14 protein-coding genes are annotated in these 18,139 nt (G+C 62.7%); 9 read left to right on the top strand and 5 right to left on the bottom strand.

Translation table 11 applies throughout. The features are described from left to right. The first annotated feature begins 145 nt into the window (after positions 1-145). On the top strand, positions 146-931 hold the full coding sequence (locus tag EI293_RS12805; protein ID WP_125438374.1) for an SDR family oxidoreductase: 786 nt from the start codon (positions 146-148) through the stop codon (positions 929-931). A gap of 33 nt (positions 932-964) precedes the next feature. Here the strand turns inward: EI293_RS12805 and EI293_RS12800 are convergent, their stop codons facing one another. The 4 genes from EI293_RS12800 to EI293_RS12785 all read right to left on the bottom strand — a co-directional run bounded on the left by EI293_RS12800 (position 965) and on the right by EI293_RS12785 (position 6,392). Beyond that, positions 965-2,875 (bottom strand): hypothetical protein, encoded by a 1,911-nt coding sequence (locus EI293_RS12800; protein WP_125438371.1) that lies wholly within the window; start codon positions 2,873-2,875, stop codon positions 965-967. A gap of 86 nt (positions 2,876-2,961) precedes the next feature. Further along, positions 2,962-4,293 carry a hypothetical protein gene (locus EI293_RS12795; RefSeq protein ID WP_125438368.1) on the bottom strand — a complete coding sequence of 444 codons (1,332 nt, stop codon included), beginning with the start codon at positions 4,291-4,293 and terminating at the stop codon, positions 2,962-2,964. Between the two features lie 43 nt (positions 4,294-4,336). Beyond that, on the bottom strand, positions 4,337-4,870 hold the full coding sequence (locus EI293_RS12790; RefSeq protein WP_125438365.1) for a hypothetical protein: 534 nt from the start codon (positions 4,868-4,870) through the stop codon (positions 4,337-4,339). Between the two features lie 103 nt (positions 4,871-4,973). Continuing rightward, the gene (locus EI293_RS12785; protein WP_125438362.1) at positions 4,974-6,392 is read right to left on the bottom strand and encodes a hypothetical protein; all 1,419 of its coding nucleotides are present in this window, start codon (positions 6,390-6,392) and stop codon (positions 4,974-4,976) included. 282 nt (positions 6,393-6,674) lie between these two features. Here EI293_RS12785 and EI293_RS12780 point away from each other — a divergent pair, with 282 nt between their 5' ends. The 7 genes from EI293_RS12780 (at position 6,675) to EI293_RS12750 (ending at position 15,594) form a co-directional block, all read left to right on the top strand. Further along, the gene (locus tag EI293_RS12780) at positions 6,675-8,921 is read left to right on the top strand and encodes a hypothetical protein (protein WP_125438359.1); all 2,247 of its coding nucleotides are present in this window, start codon (positions 6,675-6,677) and stop codon (positions 8,919-8,921) included. Between the two features lie 32 nt (positions 8,922-8,953). Continuing rightward, the gene (locus EI293_RS12775) at positions 8,954-9,676 is read left to right on the top strand and encodes a glycosyltransferase (RefSeq protein ID WP_125438356.1); all 723 of its coding nucleotides are present in this window, start codon (positions 8,954-8,956) and stop codon (positions 9,674-9,676) included. Between the two features lie 152 nt (positions 9,677-9,828). After that, positions 9,829-10,806, top strand: a complete 978-nt coding sequence (locus tag EI293_RS12770; protein WP_125438353.1) for a glycosyltransferase family 2 protein — start codon at positions 9,829-9,831, stop codon at positions 10,804-10,806. Beyond that, entirely contained in the window at positions 10,803-11,546 is a 744-nt protein-coding gene (locus tag EI293_RS12765) for a class I SAM-dependent methyltransferase (protein ID WP_125438350.1), read from the top strand. The genes EI293_RS12770 and EI293_RS12765 overlap by 4 nt, the downstream gene beginning before the upstream one ends. 19 nt (positions 11,547-11,565) lie before the next feature. After that, positions 11,566-12,495 (top strand): glycosyltransferase family 2 protein, encoded by a 930-nt coding sequence (locus EI293_RS12760; protein WP_125438347.1) that lies wholly within the window; start codon positions 11,566-11,568, stop codon positions 12,493-12,495. A 76-nt stretch (positions 12,496-12,571) separates the two neighbouring features. Further along, positions 12,572-14,014: an aldehyde dehydrogenase gene (locus EI293_RS12755; RefSeq protein ID WP_125438344.1), complete on the top strand. Its 1,443-nt coding sequence runs from the start codon at positions 12,572-12,574 to the stop codon at positions 14,012-14,014. A 107-nt stretch (positions 14,015-14,121) separates the two neighbouring features. Continuing rightward, complete coding sequence (locus EI293_RS12750; RefSeq protein ID WP_148103280.1) at positions 14,122-15,594, top strand: ArnT family glycosyltransferase; 1,473 nt, start codon at positions 14,122-14,124, stop codon at positions 15,592-15,594. 14 nt (positions 15,595-15,608) lie between these two features. Here EI293_RS12750 and EI293_RS12745 read toward each other — a convergent pair whose 3' ends face one another. Then, entirely contained in the window at positions 15,609-17,033 is a 1,425-nt protein-coding gene (locus tag EI293_RS12745; RefSeq protein WP_125438339.1) for an energy transducer TonB, read from the bottom strand. Between the two features lie 127 nt (positions 17,034-17,160). Between EI293_RS12745 and EI293_RS12740 the strand changes: the two genes are divergently transcribed. Further along, positions 17,161-18,081, top strand: a complete 921-nt coding sequence (locus EI293_RS12740; protein ID WP_125438336.1) for a pirin family protein — start codon at positions 17,161-17,163, stop codon at positions 18,079-18,081. Positions 18,082-18,139: the final 58 nt, after the last annotated feature.

The following is an 18,139-nucleotide window of genomic DNA, read 5'->3' as shown; positions in this document are numbered from 1 at the left end:
TAGTGGCTTAGTGAATACGTGACAGTGCGAATGTAGGCGTTTGCGTGACGTTCTAACGCCCGACATCGGTTCATTTGCCGGTTCCCGCGTACTTTACGGCCACCTCACCCGCTATTTCCTCCGTAGTCAACCCACTAAAACTCCCATGGATTTTGTTTCTCAACGTGCCCTGGTAGGGGGCAGCACGCAGGGTATTGGCCGGGCCGTGGCCGAAGAACTGGCCCAACGCGGCGCAACTCTCACGCTGCTGGCCCGCAACGAAGCCCGCCTGCGGGAGGCCGTGGCGGCCCTGCCCACCCCGGCCGGCCAGCAACACGACTTTATTGTAGCCGACTTCAGCCAGCCGGACCAGGTGCAGCAGCAGGTGCAGGCATATCTGGCGGCGCACCCGGCCGGCTTCGACATCCTGGTAAACAACACAGGTGGCCCCGCCGGCGGCCCTATTCTGGATGCCCCGGTTGAGGCTTTCCGGCTGGCGTTTGAGCAGCACTTAGTGTGCAACCACTTGCTGGCCCAGGCAGTGGTGCCGGGCATGCGCAGCCGGGGCCGGGGGCGCATTATCAATATTATTAGTACTTCCGTGAAGCAGCCGCTGCCAGGGCTGGGGGTGAGCAACACCATTCGGGCGGCCGTGGGCAACTGGGCCAAAACGCTGGCCACTGAGCTGGCCGCCGATGGCATTACCGTGAATAACGTACTGCCAGGGGCTACCGTCACGCAACGGCACACGTCCCTTATTGAGAAGAAAACCGAGCAGACCGGCCAAACCACCGAAGAAGTGGAGGCAGCCATGCTTGGCCTGATTCCGGCCCGCCGCTTCGGACAGGCCCCGGAAGTGGCGGCCGCCGTGGTATTCCTGGCCTCCGGGGCAGCCGGCTACATTACGGGCATTAACGTGCCGGTAGACGGGGGCCGGACTGGAAATTTGTGAGGATGTGGCCGGCCGGCCGGGTTGTGCCTGGGCCTACCGGCTGGCGGCAACCATAGTCTGGGGCGTCAGCAGTTCCAGGCGCAGGTTATCGAGTAGCGCCGGGGAACCGTTATTGCATACCCCAAACACCTTCAGCACATCCGTGGGCTGCATTTCGGCTGGCAGGGGAATATCGAACCAGATATCGTTCCATACCTTATTGACGCAGCCATTATTGTGCAACCGGACGTGATAGTAGCGGGCTGATTTGTCGTCGGCTCCGATGGCCAGCACCAACTGGTCGTTCCAGGCGCCCCAATCGGAATATACCTGCGCCGACACGCGTACCCACTGCCCGGGGCGCAGGCCGGTATCGGCTGCCTTCAGCACCAACGCCGGAGTATACTGGTGGCCATTGCCCAGCCGGGCCGACTGGCCGCTGCTGCTGCCCCGCTCGTTGGTGATCCCGGTTTCCTCGGTTGCAGGCTGGCCCTCAAAATTCAGCTCGCCTACCGAGCGGCGGCTGAAATGCGTGGTTACCTGCCCGATGCGGGTAGGCACATCAAGCAGCGAGAAATCATCCTGGGTTACGCGGGCTTTGCTGAACACCGCCTGGTAGTAGGGACGCGTCATGTCTTCGGTATGAATAATACCATACATGTACTGCCAGTGCTGAAACAGATTCAAATCAATGAGCCCGACCAGCACGGGCAACAGAATGCCCAGCCCAAGCAGCCGCCGCCAGCCGGCCGTCCAGCACCAAGCCAGCAGTGCTGCCAGCGGCAGGCTCAGAGCCGCATAGGCCGACACCAGTGCGCGCTGCCCAAAGCTGCCGCCGTACCACCAGATGTCCCAGGCCGCCACTACCCACAACGTAGCCAGGCCATAGGCCAGCACCGGCACGGCTATTTGGCGGTTTTGCCGGAACAGCACCGCCAGTCCCAGCGGCACCAGCAGCATCAGAGGAGTGTAGACGAGCCACCCTTTTTTAAAACTTATCAGCACTTCGCGCAGGTGCGGATGCAGAAAAGAAAACCCCTGCTCCTGATAACTATACACGATAAAGGAGCCGGTAGCCCATTTCCAATACAGCAGCTGCGGCAGCACGGCTACCACTCCGCAGCACAGCAGCACCAGCACATCCGGCCACCGATGGCGCACCACCTGCAGCTTGCTGATAAGTCCGGCCTTGGAATCAATTCCCCAGAGTACCGGCAGCAGCACGGCCACGGCCTCGGAGGGACGAGTGAGTACCAACAGGCCAGTAGCCAGCCCAATTCCCGCCGCCCGCCAGCGCGTCGGCTGCCGATGCCACTGCACCGTGTACCATAACAGAATGGCATACAGCGTAAAACCGTAGGTATGCGACATAGCGGCATCAAATACGGCGTACTGGAAATAGTTGGTACCCAGCACCACCAGTACCAGCGTAAGGGCCGTTACGGCATCGGAAAAGAAGGAGCGCAGCACCTGCCGCAGTACGGCCAGCCCCAGAAACCCGTACGCAATGCCACCAAACGCAATGGCAACCTGGTAAGGAGCCGAAAAGCCATCCTGGGGGTAGCCCAGCAATGCGGCGGCCCAGTGCCCCAGCCAGAAAAACGGAAACTCCAGCAGCGCCACGCCAATCGGGTATTTCATTACCATCGTCCCATCGGTAAGGCCGGGCGCGGGAAAGGCCTGGTAGAAACTACCTGATGGCCCATACTCCCGCATGATATCGGGAATGAAGCGCAGGTAGCGCAGGTCGTGGTAAATGAACTTAGCCGGCAGGTACAAATAATACCCCATGGCATCCCAGGTCAGGATGGCCTGTACGTTGCGCGTATCCCAGTATGGGGCCAGCAACCTGGCCTGCACCATCAGGCCCAGCAGCAGCAGCAGCGTAACCAAGGAATAGAGCGGGCGGGTAGCCAGCCCCGTCGACCTGGAGGAAGAAGTCAGGGGTATCTGAGTGGAGAGCATACGGGGGTAAGAATAAAAGAAGCAGTAGCGGACAGACCTGACCACCGCGGCTCACATCCGCTCCGCGCGCACCCGGCGACGCTGGGCTAGACCTGGGCCGGCAGCTTACTAACCGGTTGCCGCCAAGCCAGGGCCAGCACAAACACGGCCACAAACAGCGTGAGCGAGGTGAGGTAGGCGTAAGGAATCTGAATGAAGGCGTAGAACGTGCTCAGGTAAAAGCCCAGCGAAATCAGCGCCAGGGCCCGGTAATCGAGCCGGTGCCGCAGCTTCCAGTACACGCCCGCGCTCAGCGCCACCGCTCCTGCCGAGGCCAGAATGTGGGCTTTCTGCAACAGGCTGATGCGCGCCGGAATATCGCCCCCGCCAAAGGTGTAGAAGTAGGAAGCAAAGCCCAGACCCGAAAACAGATGATAGGGCTTGCCACCGGGGCCGGTATTGCGGCTCCACTCACCGAGGGTAGCAATTTTATACTCGCTCAGCGCGTGCGTAAAAATCGTCCAGTCCTTTGACAGAAAAGGCACCACGTAGATGAGCACGATACCCAGCCCCGTGAGCCCGGCCACCGTTGCTGCGTGCCACCGCCCCCGCTCCCGCCACAGCAGCCACAGGAAAAACGGCACCCAGAACACCACCGAGTAGCGCGACAACAGGCACAAAACCAGCGCCGTGGCCTGCACCAGTGCCGAGCGGGAGAAGATAGAGGCGGCCAGCAGGCAGTAATACGCAATGATGGTCAGCTCCACAGTTTGCGCATACAGGCCACTATCCACCTTGATAAGATGCCGCAGTAACAGCCAAGGCAGCACGGCCAACCCGGCAAACAGCAGCAGCGGCAGCCGCTGCGCATTCAGGAAGGCCAAGTAAGCGCCCAGTCCTATTAACAACAGAATGCCCAGTGCCCACCAGCGGTAGTCAACGCCTAGCTGGTCCGCCACCACGTAGGGCAGCCATTGCAGCGGCAGGTGGTTGGGAAACAGCGGATACGGCAGATTAGTGATGTAGCGGTACACCACCTCCCCGCTCTGAAAGCGCGTTACGTAATTCTGCAGAATCGGAATGATGTCGGACTGCAGCACGTCGATGGGATGCCCGGCAATAATGGGGGCCTGTACGTACAATACGGCCAGCCCGCCCAGTAGCACGGTAGCCCAGGACCCCAGCACCCGCCGGCTTTCCAGGGCGGGCGGCACCGCAGCCGGTACCGCCCGCAACTGGGCCATGAGGGCGCACCCGCACAGCAGTAAGGATACCAGGTAGAACCAGAGCGGGCTCCAGAGCGGACCGTAATGGCCACGCAGATCGGTGAACAGGCGCACCTGCCCCCAGAAAGCCAGCGTGGCACCCAGCTGCCACGCCCAGGGCTGCTGCCGGAGGCGGGCGAAAGAAGCTGAAATAGGCGAAGAATCTGGCTGCATATACACCAAAAGAAAGCGGCTTGGGTTGTCCGCAGCCGGCGGCTTATTCTATGCCCTTAATGCTGATATCGTCCATGTACACCGGCGAAGCGGCTCCGGAGCGCCACAGGAATACCTTCAGGTTCTGGGTGTAGGCAATGTTGGCGGGCAGGGTAATTTCCTTGCTCACTTTCACCCACTTGTTGTATTCCTTCACCGATTCCTGCAGTTTGATGCCGTCGCCGAACACCTCCTTGTTGCCCTGGTCCGGGTCGGTTATCTGTACGCCCAGCACGCCCGTGGCTTTGTTATCGGGCAGGAAAACCCAGGCTTCCAGCGTAATACCTTTCAGCTTGTGGGGGCTTACTTTACCTAGCTGCGCGTTGTAGGTGAGGCTGAACTCGTGCTCGGGGTCTACTACCACGGCATAGGCCCCGGAGTGCGCGTGGGCTTTGGTGAGCGTACCGGCATCGGGCAGCCAGCCGACCATCGATTCAAAATCGTTGCGGGTGATGTAGTCGCCGGCGTCGCCTTTCTCGGCATCAGAGGAACAGGCAACCAGGCTCAAGGCCGTCAGAGCGTAAAACAATGATTTCATGCAGGAATCAGCAGGTTATTTTAGCGGCGAAATTAGACAGAATATCAGTAGTTGCTACCGGCCGTGCGCCATTAGTTTGCAGCCACCGACGGTGAACGGCAGCTTATTCCTGCATGCGTGTCTGTTGCGGCTGTTCGTCGCGCGCCAGCAGCTGCGCCCCCCAGGGCGTCCAGCGCGGCAGATACTGCGCCAGCAGCAGCAGACACGCCCAGGGCAGCAGCCACGCAACCCGGCCCTGCAGCCGGTCGAGTACGTTGGCCAGGCTCCCGGTTACCAGCGCGTTGCTTACCACGGCGGCCCCACAAACCAGTACCAGCCCCACTGCTGCCGGGGCTATCCGGGCCCGCCAGGGGCCCAACAGCAACGCCCCAAGCACCAGCAGCGCCAGCAGATGCGCCCCGTACACCCGCTCGTTGAGGTCCTTGAAGTCCAGCTGGCTGCGGTTCTGCATCGATGACATGTACTCTTTCAGTTCGTACGGCGCGTACTCGCCTACCTTCCAGTAGGGGTTGGTGTTCTCGCGAAAGGCCGTCAGCCCGTCGCCGTGGCCAATGTGGGTGAGCTGCCGCAGCGTTGCCTGGACACTCTCCGACACCAGCAACGGGTAATAGCGCGGGGAGCGAAGCACCTGCCCGATGATCTGCTGATATTCGGGCCGGTTGGCGTTCCAGCCCCCCGTCTGGTTCAGAGGGCTGTTGGCGTCCCACATGAAGGTAATGGCATCGTTGGGCAGCTTGTCCCGGAATTCACACAGCCGATACTGGTTCTGGGGGCCGCAGTTGGCCTGCAGAAACTTCTCCAGCACCCCGCTTTCCGAGAGCCGGGCCATCAGGAATGCCGATGACGCTTTGGACAGCTCAAAGCCGCCGCCCATCCTGGCATGCAGCAGCGGCAGAATACCCCAGCCTGCCAGCGTAACCAGCAGCGTCAGGAGCCAGGTGGAACGATGCAGCACCTGCCGCCGGAACAGTCCCTGCTGCCAGCCCACCGCGCCCACACCAAGCACCGTGAGCAGAAAGGTGAGCAGATTGGAAGAGTGCATCAGGGCGGCCAGCAGCAGCACCGCCAGCAGCAGCACCTGCTCCGGCAGGGCCGAGCGTTTCAGCAGCAGCAGGGCCAGGGCCAGCACGCCCACGGCGGTAAAGATATCGGGCATCAACTGGCTGCAATACCAGGAAACCCCCGTTAGCCAGGTGACGCCGGCCAGCAGCGCCAGCCGGGCCGCCGGATGCTGCAGCCGGGGCGCAAATACCGTGATACACCGCCACAGCAGCCCGGCCAGCAGCAGCCCCTGAGCAAAAATCACCAGCCAGAGCGTACCGCGCAGGCCGGTGAGCAGCACCCACAGGCCGTAGGTCACGGGCCGGTCATCGGGTACTGTCAGGTTCACAGCACTGTTCAGGTACGTCCCCGAATCGGAGGTAACGAGCGGAAAGCCATTGTAGAGGCCGGCACTAATCAACACCAAAGCTCCCAGCAGGAGCCAAAACAGGGTGCGCCCCGCTCGGGAAAGAAGAGTCATAGAATACGGGATAGGGCGAGACAGTCGCCAGCGAGTAGGGGGCAGCAAATATAGAGAAGCACGGGGCACCAGCCTCCATCCCCGGCCTGGCGGCGGGCAGGAATGCAACCGCCCCGGCGCACAGCACCGGGCCAAATAATTCTCATCTGGTTGGGCCGCTCTAAACAAGTAAGCAGGGCATGGCTGGGCTATTATCTTTGTCCGAGTTTCTCCCCGTTCAAATCCCTGTTCGTGCGTCTTCCGTCTTCCGCCGCTGCCTTTTTTCGTCGGCATGGGCTTCCATTGCTTACGCTCCTGCTGCTCACGGCCGGGTTGATGTATGCCGTTCTTGGCCCCATCGTGCTGCATCCGGGGCAGTACGCCTTTGCGGCAGGCGGCGACGGCACCAAGAACTACTACTCCCTGCTCTACCACCTGCGCTACGGCCAGGGCACGCATTTCACCGGCATGCTCTATCCCTTCGGCGACCATCTGGTGTACGCTGATGGTCAGCCGCTGTTGGGCATTCCGCTGGCGTACCTGCAGCAGGCGGGTCTGCCCGTCGCCGATTCCGGCCTCGCGCTGCTTAATATCCTGATGCTGCTTTCCCTGCCGCTCACGGCAGTTATCGTGTACCTGCTGCTGCGCCGTGTGCTGCTGCCGGCCGGGCCGGCCGTGGTGGGGGCCCTGCTGATTAGCTTTATGGCCCCGCAGCTGGAGCGGTGGCTCGGCCATTATGCCCTGTCATATGCCTTCGTGGTGCCGCTGCTCTGGTATCTGCTGGTACGGGCCGTGAGTGCGCCACGCTCCTGGTGGCCGCTGATGGGTTATACCGTCACCGGGCTGTTTGCGGGCTTGTTGCACCCCTACTTTTTGCTGCTGGCGGCGCTGCTGGGGCTGGCCTATGCCCTGGTGCTGCTGCTGCAACGAAAGCGCCATACCCGCTCAGCCTACTCCACGGGCCTTATCGCGCGGTTGGCCCTGACGGCGGTTCTGCCCATTATCCTGTTTCAGGGGTGGATGGCCCTGACCGATACCGTTTCCGACCGGCCGGCTAGCCCGTACGGCTTCCTTGTGTACCGCTCCACGTTTGCCAGCGTGTTCTATCCTATTCTCGACCCGTTGGCATCCTTCTGGCGCAGTGCGTTCAACACCACCGAAACGATGGGGGAAGGCTGGGCCTACACCGGTCTGATGAGCCTACTGGTACTGGTGCTAACGACGATAAAAGCCGTCCGGTACATGGTGCGCCGGCAGTGGCGGCTACTGTTCCGGCCGGTATTGCCAACTCCCTTGCGCGTGGGTCTCTACGCGGGGCTGCTCACTTTCCTGTTTGCCTGCGGCGTGCCGTTCAGCTGGGGCCTGGAGGGGCTGCTGGAATGGGTGAAACCGTTGAAGCAGTTCCGCTCCATCGGCCGGTTTGCCTGGATTTTCTACTACTTCTTCACGGTGTATGCCGTGTTCTACTTCTACCAGCTGAGCCGCTACCTGCGCCACCGCCGGGCGGCCGGGTTTGCCTACACGCTGGTGCCGTTGGTGATACTGGTGTGGGCCTGGGAAGGGCATACTACCCTGGCTGCCTGGAACAAGCGCATTACCGATACCAACGCCGACGCCCGATATACTCCTCAGGCGCTGCTGCATCCTACTGACACCTATTTCGACTACCTGCAATGGCAGGGCAACAGCACCTACCAGGCCATTGTGCCGCTGCCCTACTTCCTGCTGGGCCCCGAGCAGTTCGGCACCAACAACATGCCGGCCTCAGCTTACGAAGCCATGCGCGCCTCTCTGCAAACCGGCCTGCCCATCGTGGCCTCGTCTATGTCGCGCACCTCCCAGGCCCAGGGGCTGGCCGTGGCGCAGCTGCTGGCCGCGCCGGAGCTGCCCAAAGAACTGCTCAACCACTTTCCTTCCCGCAAACCCCTGCTGCTACTGGTATCCGATGAAGGCCTCTCGGCCGCCGAAAAGCGGCTGGTTGCCTTGGGCCGGCTGGTGCTGAAGGATGCGCATGTCAGCCTCTATGAGCTACCAATAGCCGCCCTGGAAGCGGCTCCCTACCGCCAGGCGGCCCTGGCGGCAGCCACCACTACCCCGGCCCGGCCCGACAGGGTACGCCTGACCTGGCCGGCCACCGGAACGGCCACGCCCCTCGGCGGCGGCTCCCTGCGCCACGAGCAGAAAGCCGTGCTTTTTAGCGGCCCTATTCCGCAACGGCAGGACACCGCCCACTACGAAGCCTCGGTGTGGGTACGGGTGGTTGGCATGAAGAATCTGCCCATCTTTCGGGTGCGGGAGCTGGACGCGCAAACCGGCAATCCGCTGGAAAGCTACGAGGTACCGGCCCGCGTTGGCACCGATATTTACCGGGGCTGGATGCGCCCCGCCTGTGTCTTCCAGCCCCGCCACCCCGGCAGCCACATTGCCGTGGAGCTGGAGGGCGACCCGTTTGAGGCCGCGCATCTGCTCATCCGACCCGCCTATACCGATGTATTCGACCAGCCAACGGCCGGCCGGGTATTCAAAAACAACTTTCCGTTACAGGATTAGCGCCCCGCGCTCTGCCTTCTACCTCGCGCTTCATGCCTATTCCGGTTGATTTGGTGTTGCCCTGTTATAATCCGCCGGCCGGCTGGGCGGCCAACCTCATTGCCAGCGTCCGGAAGGTAAACACCTATCTGCCGGAGGTTGCCTTTACGGTGCGGGTCGTAAACGACGGCTCAAGCCAGCCCCCTACCCCGGCCGATATTGACCTGTTACGCAGTCAGCTCCCCGATTTCCATTACGACTCCTACGAGCAGAACCAGGGTAAAGGCTATGCCCTGCGCCACGGGGTTCAGGCCACGCAGCACGCCATTTGCCTGTTTACAGACATCGACTTTCCGTACGAGGAGCAGGGCGTAGCAGCCGTACTGCAGACCCTGCTGAGCCAGCAGTGCGACGTGGCGGTGGGCTCCCGCAACGAGGCCTACTACCAGCACGTGCCGGCTGCCCGCACTGCTATTTCCCGCTCCCTGCGCTTCTGCACCCAGCACTTGTTGCGGCTGCCGGTGTCCGATACGCAGTGCGGTATCAAGGGCTTCAACCAGGCGGGCAAAGCCCTGTTTCTGCAGACGCAGGTCAACCGTTACCTGTTTGATCTGGAGTTTTTGTACTGGGCAGCCCGCATCCCCAATCTGCGGGTGTTGCCGGTGCAGGTGCAGCTAAAGCCGGGCATCATTTTCAGCCGCATGAATTTTCGGTTGCTCCTTACCGAAGGCTATAACCTGCTGCGCATTATCCGCCGCGCTACGCCCGCCGGGTAAGCAGCTGAAGCCGCTATTTTGCGCCTGGGCTCTTTCCTGCCTGGCCGGGCCCGGGCCAGCCGGCTTCGTCGGAATAACTTTACGAATTCCGTACTTTCGGCATTTCGCCCGGCCTTCTGGCCCTCCGCCTGCTCCATTCCTGCCCAACTTCCGTGGACCTTTCCGTCATTATTCCCATTTATAACGAAGAGGAGAACATTCCGGCGCTGTACGAGCGGCTGCGCGGTGTACTCGACCCGATGCGGCTGCCGGGCGGCTACGAGTTCATCTTCATCAATGATGGTTCCCGCGACCAGTCTCTGGCCCTGATTCAGACCCTGGCTACCCGCGACGAACGAGTGCGCTACATTAATTTCAGCCGCAATTTCGGCCACCAGATTGCCGTTACGGCCGGCCTCGACTGTACCCGGGGCGAGGCCGTGGCCATTATCGATGCCGATTTGCAGGACCCGCCCGAGCTGATTCCGCAGCTGTACGCCAAGCTCCGGGAAGGCTACGAGGTAGTGTACGCTAAGCGCCGCTCCCGCCAGGGCGAAAGCGCCGCCAAGAAGCTGACGGCCAAGCTGTTTTACCGCCTGCTGGCCAACATCACCCACATTTCCATTCCTGTGGACACCGGCGACTTCCGGGTGATTTCGCGCAAAGTAGTGGACGCATTACGGCGCATGCCGGAGCAGAGCAAGTTCATCCGGGGCCAGATTTCCTGGATTGGCTACCGCCAGACCTACCTGGAGTATGACCGGGCGGAGCGGGCCGGCGGGGAAACCGGCTACACCTATCGGAAGATGATGAAGCTGGCCTTGGATGGCATCACGGCTTTCTCCGATTTTCCGCTGAAAGTAGCCACCATCAGCGGGTTTCTGGTGTCGGGAGTTGCTTTCACCGTGATGCTTTACACGCTGTACTCCCGCTTCGTTACGCGCGACTATGAGCCGGGCTGGGCGTCGCTCATGATCAGCATTCTGTTTCTGGGTGGCGTGCAACTCATTGCCGTGGGCATCATTGGGGAATATATTGCCCGCCTGAACGCCAACGTGCGCCAGCGTCCCCTCTACATCGTGTCCGATACTAACCTGCCACCAGCCGCCGCCGCGCCCGGAGCCGTGTGGTCTACCCCTATGGCTTCATGAATATTGAATACGAACTGAAGTACCACCAGATTGAAGAAAACTACTGGTGGTTTCAGGCCCGGCGCGACATGGTGTTTCACCTGGTGCAAGACCTGCGCCTGCCCGTCACGGCCCCCATTCTGGAAATTGGCTGCTCCGGCGGGCCGCTGCTGCAGCGGCTTTCCGCCCAGGGCTACCAGCACCTCACGGGCATTGATGTGAGCGAGGCGGGCATTGCCGTGGCTCAGGCCCGGGGCATTCCCAACGTGTCGTGCATGGATGGCGCCCACCTGGATTTTCCGGATGCTTCCTTCGATCTGGTTATTGCCTCCGACGTGCTGGAACACATTCAGGACGAGGCCCAAGCCCTGCGCGAATGGACGCGGGTGCTGCGGCCCGGCGGCCAGCTGGTGGTATTTGTACCAGCCTTCCAGTTCTTGTGGGGCAAGCACGATGAGGTGAATCAGCACTTCCGGCGCTACACGGCGGCCCAGCTGGCCCAGAGCCTGCGCCAGGCCGGTTTGCAGGTGCGCCGTAAGTCGTACTGGAATGTGGGTCTGTTTTTCCCCACGGCAGCCGTGCGCCTGCTCAAGCGCCTGTTGCCCGCCGAAGACCAACCCCTGAAAGACGACTTTTTTGCCACGCCGCCGCTGCTCAATACGGTGCTGCGCGGCGTTATCACCGCCGAAAACCGCCTGCTTCGGGCCCTCAATGCCCCGGTAGGCGTCAGTGTATTTGCCCTGGCCCGCAAAGCGGCTTAACTTTTTCTGCCCTATCCCCGTGGACCTCTCCATCATCATCCCCATCTACAACGAGGAAACCAACCTGCCGGCCCTGTACGCCCGCCTGGCTGCTATGCTGGACGCTCAACCGTGGCAGGCCGAAGTCATTCTGGTGAATGATGGCTCCCACGACCGTTCCCTGACCATCATGCGGGAGCTGGCCGCCCGTGACCCGCGCCTGCACTACATCACGTTCAGCCGCAACTTTGGCCACCAGATTGCCATCACAGCCGGGCTGGATTTATCGTCGGGGGCGGCGGTGGTCGTGATGGATGGCGATTTGCAGGACCCGCCCGAGCTGTTGCCGGAGCTGTACGCCAAGCTCCAGGAAGGCTACGAGGTGGTATACGCCAAACGCCGGACCCGCCAGGGCGAAAGCATGATTAAGCTCTTCACGGCCAAGATGTTCTACCGGATTCTGGCCAGCATCACCTCCGTCAATATTCCGCTTGATACCGGTGACTTCCGCATTGTGTCGCGCAAGGTGGTGAATGCCCTCAAGCAGATGCCGGAGCAGAACAAGTTCATCCGGGGCCAGATTGCCTGGATTGGCTACCGCCAGACGTTCCTGGAGTTTGACCGCTCGGAGCGGGCCGGCGGGGAGCCGGGCTACACCTACAGCAAGCTGATTCGGCTGGCGCTGGATGGCATCACGTCCTTCTCAGACCTCCCCTTACGCGTAGCTACCGTGGGCGGCTTTGTGGTGTCGGGCATTGCCTTTCTGGTGATGCTGTACGCTATGTACGCCCGCTTCTTCATGAACAACTACGGCACCGGCTGGCCATCCATTATGGTGAGCGTGCTGTTTCTGGGCGGCGTTCAGCTGATGGCCGTGGGTATCATTGGGGAATATATGGCGCGGCTGGGAGCAAATGCCCGGCAGCGGCCACTCTATATTATTGAGGAAACCGATTTGCGGCGGGAGTAGCCCGGCCGCTTCCTGAAGCCAGCGGAGTAGCGTTGCTTGGTTGAGTGATTCTTCCCCGGATATTTCTTTCATGGTCATGATGCAGCTCCAGAACTTCATCGGCGGGCAACTGGTAGCCCCGGCCGCCGGCCGGTATCTTCCGCTGGTTGAACCGGCTACCGGCCAGGTATTCGCCCAGGTACCCGACTCCGATGCCGCCGATGTTGACGCGGCCGTGCAGACCGCTGAGGCAGCGCTGACGGCCTGGCGCGCCCTTGCGGCCGAGGAACGGGGCCGCCTGCTGGTGCGCCTGGCCGAGCTGATTGAGCGGAACCTGGACCGCCTGGCCCGCGCCGAAAGCCAGGACAACGGTAAGCCCCTGAGCCTGGCCCGCACGCTGGATATCCCGCGAGCCGCCAGCAACTTCGCCTTTTTTGGTACTGCAGCCCAGCACTTTGCCACCGAAGCCCATGTGCAGGAAGGCGTGGCCGTGAACTACACGGTGCGGCATCCGCTGGGCGTGGTGGCCTGTATTTCGCCCTGGAACCTGCCGCTGTACCTGTTCACCTGGAAAATTGCGCCGGCTCTGGCTGCTGGCTGTTGCGTGGTAGCCAAGCCCTCGGAAGTCACGCCCTACACGGCTTTTCTGCTGAGCAAGCTGGCCCAAGAAGCAGGCCTGCCGGCGGGTGTGCTCAACATTGTGCACGGCACCGGGCCGGGAGCGGGTCAGGCCCTTATTGAACATCCGGGCATCCGGGCCATCAGCTTCACGGGCGGCACCAAAACCGGCCAGCATATTGCCCGCACGGCCGCGCCACAGTTCAAAAAACTCTCTCTGGAACTGGGCGGTAAGAACCCCAACCTCATCTTTGCCGACTGCGACCTGACGAAAGCCGTGCGCACCAGCATCCGGAGCAGCTTTGCCAACCAGGGTCAGATTTGCCTGTGCGGCTCCCGCATCTTCGTGGAGCGGCCCATCTACGAGCAGTTCAAAGCGGAGTTTCTGGCCCAGGTACAGACGCTGACCGTGGGTGACCCGCTGGATGAAAGTACCCGGCAGGGCGCCCTGGTCAGCGAGGCCCACCTGCAAAAAGTGCTTTCCTACATCGAATTAGCCAAGCAGGAAGGCGGGCGGCTACTGGCGGGCGGGGAGCGGGTGCGGGTGCCTGGCCGCTGCGCCGACGGGTACTTTCTAGAGCCCACGGTTTTTGAGGGCCTTGCTCCCGACTGCCGGGTAAACCAGGAGGAAATCTTTGGGCCGGTCGTGACGCTTACGCCTTTTGATACCGAAGAAGAGGCGTTGCGCTGGGCCAACGGCACTGACTACGGCCTGTCGGCCACCATCTGGACGCGGGACCTTACGCGGGCGCACCGCGTGGCCCACCAGCTGCACGCCGGCGTGGTGTGGGTGAACACCTGGCTGCACCGCGACCTGCGGACGCCTTTCGGGGGGATGAAAAACTCCGGCGTGGGGCGGGAAGGAGGCCTGGAAGCTCTACGCTTCTTCACCGAGCCCCAAAACGTGTGCGTGAAGCTGTAAGCAAGGCCGGGTAGCCAAGCCATTACTTCGGGCAGGATGCTTGCGGAAGCTCCGTCCGGCGCGTAGCTTGGAGGGTGCTTTCCCATTCCCGCTCCATCCAACCAGCCGTGTCACCTTTTTGGCACCGCTACCTGCCTCTACTACTCCTGCTGATACTGGCGTATTTTCCGTTGTTCTGGCAGCTCTCCTCGTTTCCGGTGCAGCAGTGGGATGAGTCCCGCACGGCCCTGGATGCGCTGGGGATGCTGGTCCACCACGACTGGCTGGTGGCCCGCTACCTGGGCGAGCCGGACTTTTGGAACTGTAAACCACCTCTCTGGCTCTGGACGCTGGCCGGCAGCATCCACCTGTTCGGACCGACGGAGCTGGGCCTGCGCCTGCCCGCCGCCCTGGCTGCCCTGGCTACTGTAGGCCTGACGTATTACGCGGCGGCCCGGTGGCTGCGTAGCCCGGTGGCCGGCTTGCTGGCCGGCCTGGTGCTGCTTACCAGCCCCGGCTACGTCTGCTTCCACGTTGCCCGCACCGCTGATTTCGATGCATTTCTGACGCTCTGGACTACCGGCGGCACGTTGAGCTGGCTGGCTTATCTGCGCACCGGCCGGGCCCGCTGGGCCTGGGGCACGGGCGTGGGTTTCATGCTGGCTATCCTCACCAAAGGCATTGCCGGGGCTATGTTCGGGCCCGGGCTGGTGCTGGCCGTGGCCCTGACGGGTAGCTGGGCCCGCCTGCGCAACCCCACGCCCTGGCTGGCGGCCGGCCTGGTATTACTGGTTACCGCCAGTTGGTACCTGGTGCGGGAGGCGGCGGCCCCTGGCTATCTGCAAGCGGTGTGGCAATACGAGGTAGGCGGCCCGGCGGCCCACGAGCTGGAAGGCAACAATGCTCCTTTCGAGTGGTATCTAAGCCTGCTGGCTCACACGAAGTTTGCGCTGTGGCTACTGCCCGCTTTACTGGGCATGAGCCTGGGCTGGTGGCAACCCAAAGGTAGTACGGCCTGGTGGCTGGGCCGGGTGCTGACGGCCGTAGTGGGCAGCTTCCTACTGGTTCTTTCCCTGGCCCAAACCAAGCTTTTTTGGTACGATGCGCCGGCGTTTCCGCTCATGGCTGTGCTGGCGGCAGCCGGCCTCACGGTAGGCTTCCGGCTAATCCGCCAGGCCGCCGGGTTGCGGCTTTCTTTTCTGGGTCTGCTGGCAGGGGTGCTGGGCATAGCGGCGTTTCCTTACCTGAACCAGGTACAGTATCTGCGTCAGCTTTCTAAATACCGCTTCGATAACCACCAGCTGGTGTACGGGCACCATTTACGGCAGCAGTGGCAGCAGCAGCCCGGCCTCTGGCAGTATACCCTGGGTACCGATGGCTCTTTCAACGACGCCCCGCTGTTTTATCAGATGGCCGCCCAATACCAGCAAAGCCACACCGTAGCGCGCCGCGCCGCCTGGCAGGCCGCCGAATCTGCCCCCGGCGACGTGGTAGTGGTATGCGGGCAGAAAGCTACCCGCGCCTGGCAAACTGCCTTCCAGACCGAAACCCTGGTGCAATCTGACTCCTGCCGGACGTTGCGGCTGGGAGCCCGGCGGTAGGCGTTGCAGGCGCTTTAGTTCAGGCGTTCCAGCGTGGTTTCCAGGTCGGCAAGGGTGGTTTCCTGAAAGCGGAGCGTATCCGGGGCCGCGCTTTTATCGGGGCGGGCGAGGAAGGGCATGCCGTTTTCGTAGCGCAGCCCAACGATGGTGGCCCCCACGGGAGCCTCCATGAACTTGTAGCCCCCGGCCCACGGCACGCCGGCCAGCACTACGCGGTGGCCGGGCAGCACCAGCCGCACGGTGGTATGCTCCTCAGGGCCGGCAACGGGCACGAACAACGGCGCGGTGCGTCCGCGCCAGGGCTGCCCGGCGGCCACCCAGCCCAGCTGCGTCACCGCGGAAGCATTGGGGTCGGCGGCCAGTTCCAGCGGCGCGGTATCTTCGGTGGCGGGGAGTCCTACAGTAGCCACGGCGGCCGTTTCGGGGGCAGTGGCGAGGCCGGGCTCGAAGTGAAACCGGATGGGCAAGGTCATCTGTACCTTCACCGGCTGCCCATCGTGGCGGCCCGGCTGCCAGCGGCCTGAGGTCTGGCGCAACACCCGCAGCACCTCCTCGTCGCAGCCGTAACCCACGCCGCGCACGATGCGCGGCTGCACCACACGGCCGGCCTCATCCACCACGAACGAGGCAAAAACCAACCCTTCGGCCCGGGCTTCCTGGGCACTCTGCGGGTAGCGCACCAAGCGGTTGAAGTCGGCGGGGCCCTGGCCGTAGCTAGGCATCTGCTGGGCCGTGGTGCGGATGGATTCGGGAGCAGGCTGCTTGCTTTCGCCCCAGCGCACGGTGCCTTCCGCCGCTTCTCCGTAGAACAGCGGCTGGCCAGGATGGCTACCCGCCAGCTCCAGCTGCAACGCGCGGCCGGCGGCCAGCGCCAGTTGCTGCCCGCCGGCCGTGGCCCGCACCAGCACGGCCCCGGTCAGCTCCAGCGGCGCACCGGCCAGGGTTTCGGTGAGCAGGTTGGACAGTAGCAGGTCCGAGGCGGCGTAGCACTCCTTCAGTTCCACCCACACGGCCCCAACGGCGGGCCGCTGCTTGTTGTCTACCAAGGCGTTGGCCGGAATCCGAACTACCGTACCTTCCCGGCCGCGTACTTCGGCGGCCTGGGTGGGGTCAATCTGGAAATACTCGCTGGCTTTGAGGGTCAGGTCCTGCAGCCGCGCCTCGGTGGGCGGCGCAGTTGCACCGTACGCGGCCGGGCGGGCACTGCTGCGGTACACAATCAGCGGAGCCCGCCGGTTGGTAGGCCGCTCCAGCCGGTGCCAGTCGCGCCGCACAACCCCGACCGGCTGGGCCAGCGAGTCGTAGCCCAACGTATCGGCCAGGGCAGGCACGGTGGCGGCGGGCGCGGCCTGTTGGGCCGGGCGGTCTGGCTGACAGGCCAGTAGCAGCCCGCCCGTCAGGCCCATACACAGCAAACGAACGGGGGTAGATTTCGGCATAACAGGACTCTACGCGGGAAACCCCGGAATTATTGGCCGAAAGTCGGATTTTTCTGGTAAATACCTCAGCGAAAAGTGGTTTACTTTTCAGCTGAATCTTTTCTGTATCTCCCCCCTTTGCTTTCCTATGCTTGATCAGGTTATCGACGCCCGGCCCGCGGCCCTCAGCCCGGGGTTTGAGGTGAAGCGCATTCTACCCTACCGGCTGCGCCGGATGTTGGGCCCGTTCATCTTCATGGACCACGCCGGCCCGGTACAGCTGGCCCCGGAGCTGCTGCCCACGCTGGATGTGCTGCCCCATCCCCACATCGGCCTGAGCACCGTCAGCTACCTGTTTGGCGGCCAGGTCACGCACCGGGATAGTCTGGGCGTGGAGCAGATTATCCGGCCGGGCGAGGTGAACTGGATGACGGCCGGCAGTGGCATTGCGCACTCCGAGCGGTTCGAGGACCCGGCTACGCTGGCCGGCGGCCAGCTGGAAATGCTGCAGACCTGGGTGGCCCTGCCCGAAGCCGACGAGGAAACGGCACCCGCCTTCGATAACTACGCCCCCCACGAGCTGCCCATCTTCACGGAGCCCGGCGTGTGGCTGCGCCTGATTGCCGGCGACGCCTTCGGGCTAAAAAACAGCGTCAAGGCCCATTCGCCGCTGTTTTACCTGCACGTAGTGTTGCAGCCAGGGGCCCGGTTCGGGCTGCCGCGCGGCTACCCTGAGCGGGGTGCCTATGTGGCCAAAGGCCTGCTGGAAGTGAATGGCCGCGCATATGGCCCCGGACAACTGCTGGTGTTCACACCCGGCCTCGACCCGGTGCTGGTGGCCCGGGAGGCTACCACGCTCATGCTGCTGGGCGGCGAGCCGCTGGGGGAGCGGTTTATCTGGTGGAACTTCGTGTCGTCGAGGAAAGACCGTATTGAGCAGGCCAAGGCCGACTGGCTGGCCGGCCGCATCCTGCTCCCGCCCAATGATAACCTGGAATTCGTGCCGCTGCCGCAGGATAAAACCCGCCCGGCGGGCAGCGGTTCGCCGCCGCCCCAAGCGCTGTCCTGATACACGACACATCATCCAAGACTGCTCAACAAAGAAATATAATACTAAAATAATTAGA

Source organism: Hymenobacter perfusus (assembly GCF_003944765.1).
Classification (GTDB): domain Bacteria; phylum Bacteroidota; class Bacteroidia; order Cytophagales; family Hymenobacteraceae; genus Hymenobacter; species Hymenobacter perfusus.
The sequence above is the reverse complement of the archived record's forward strand: the minus strand, read 5'-3'. Positions and strand labels throughout refer to the sequence as shown.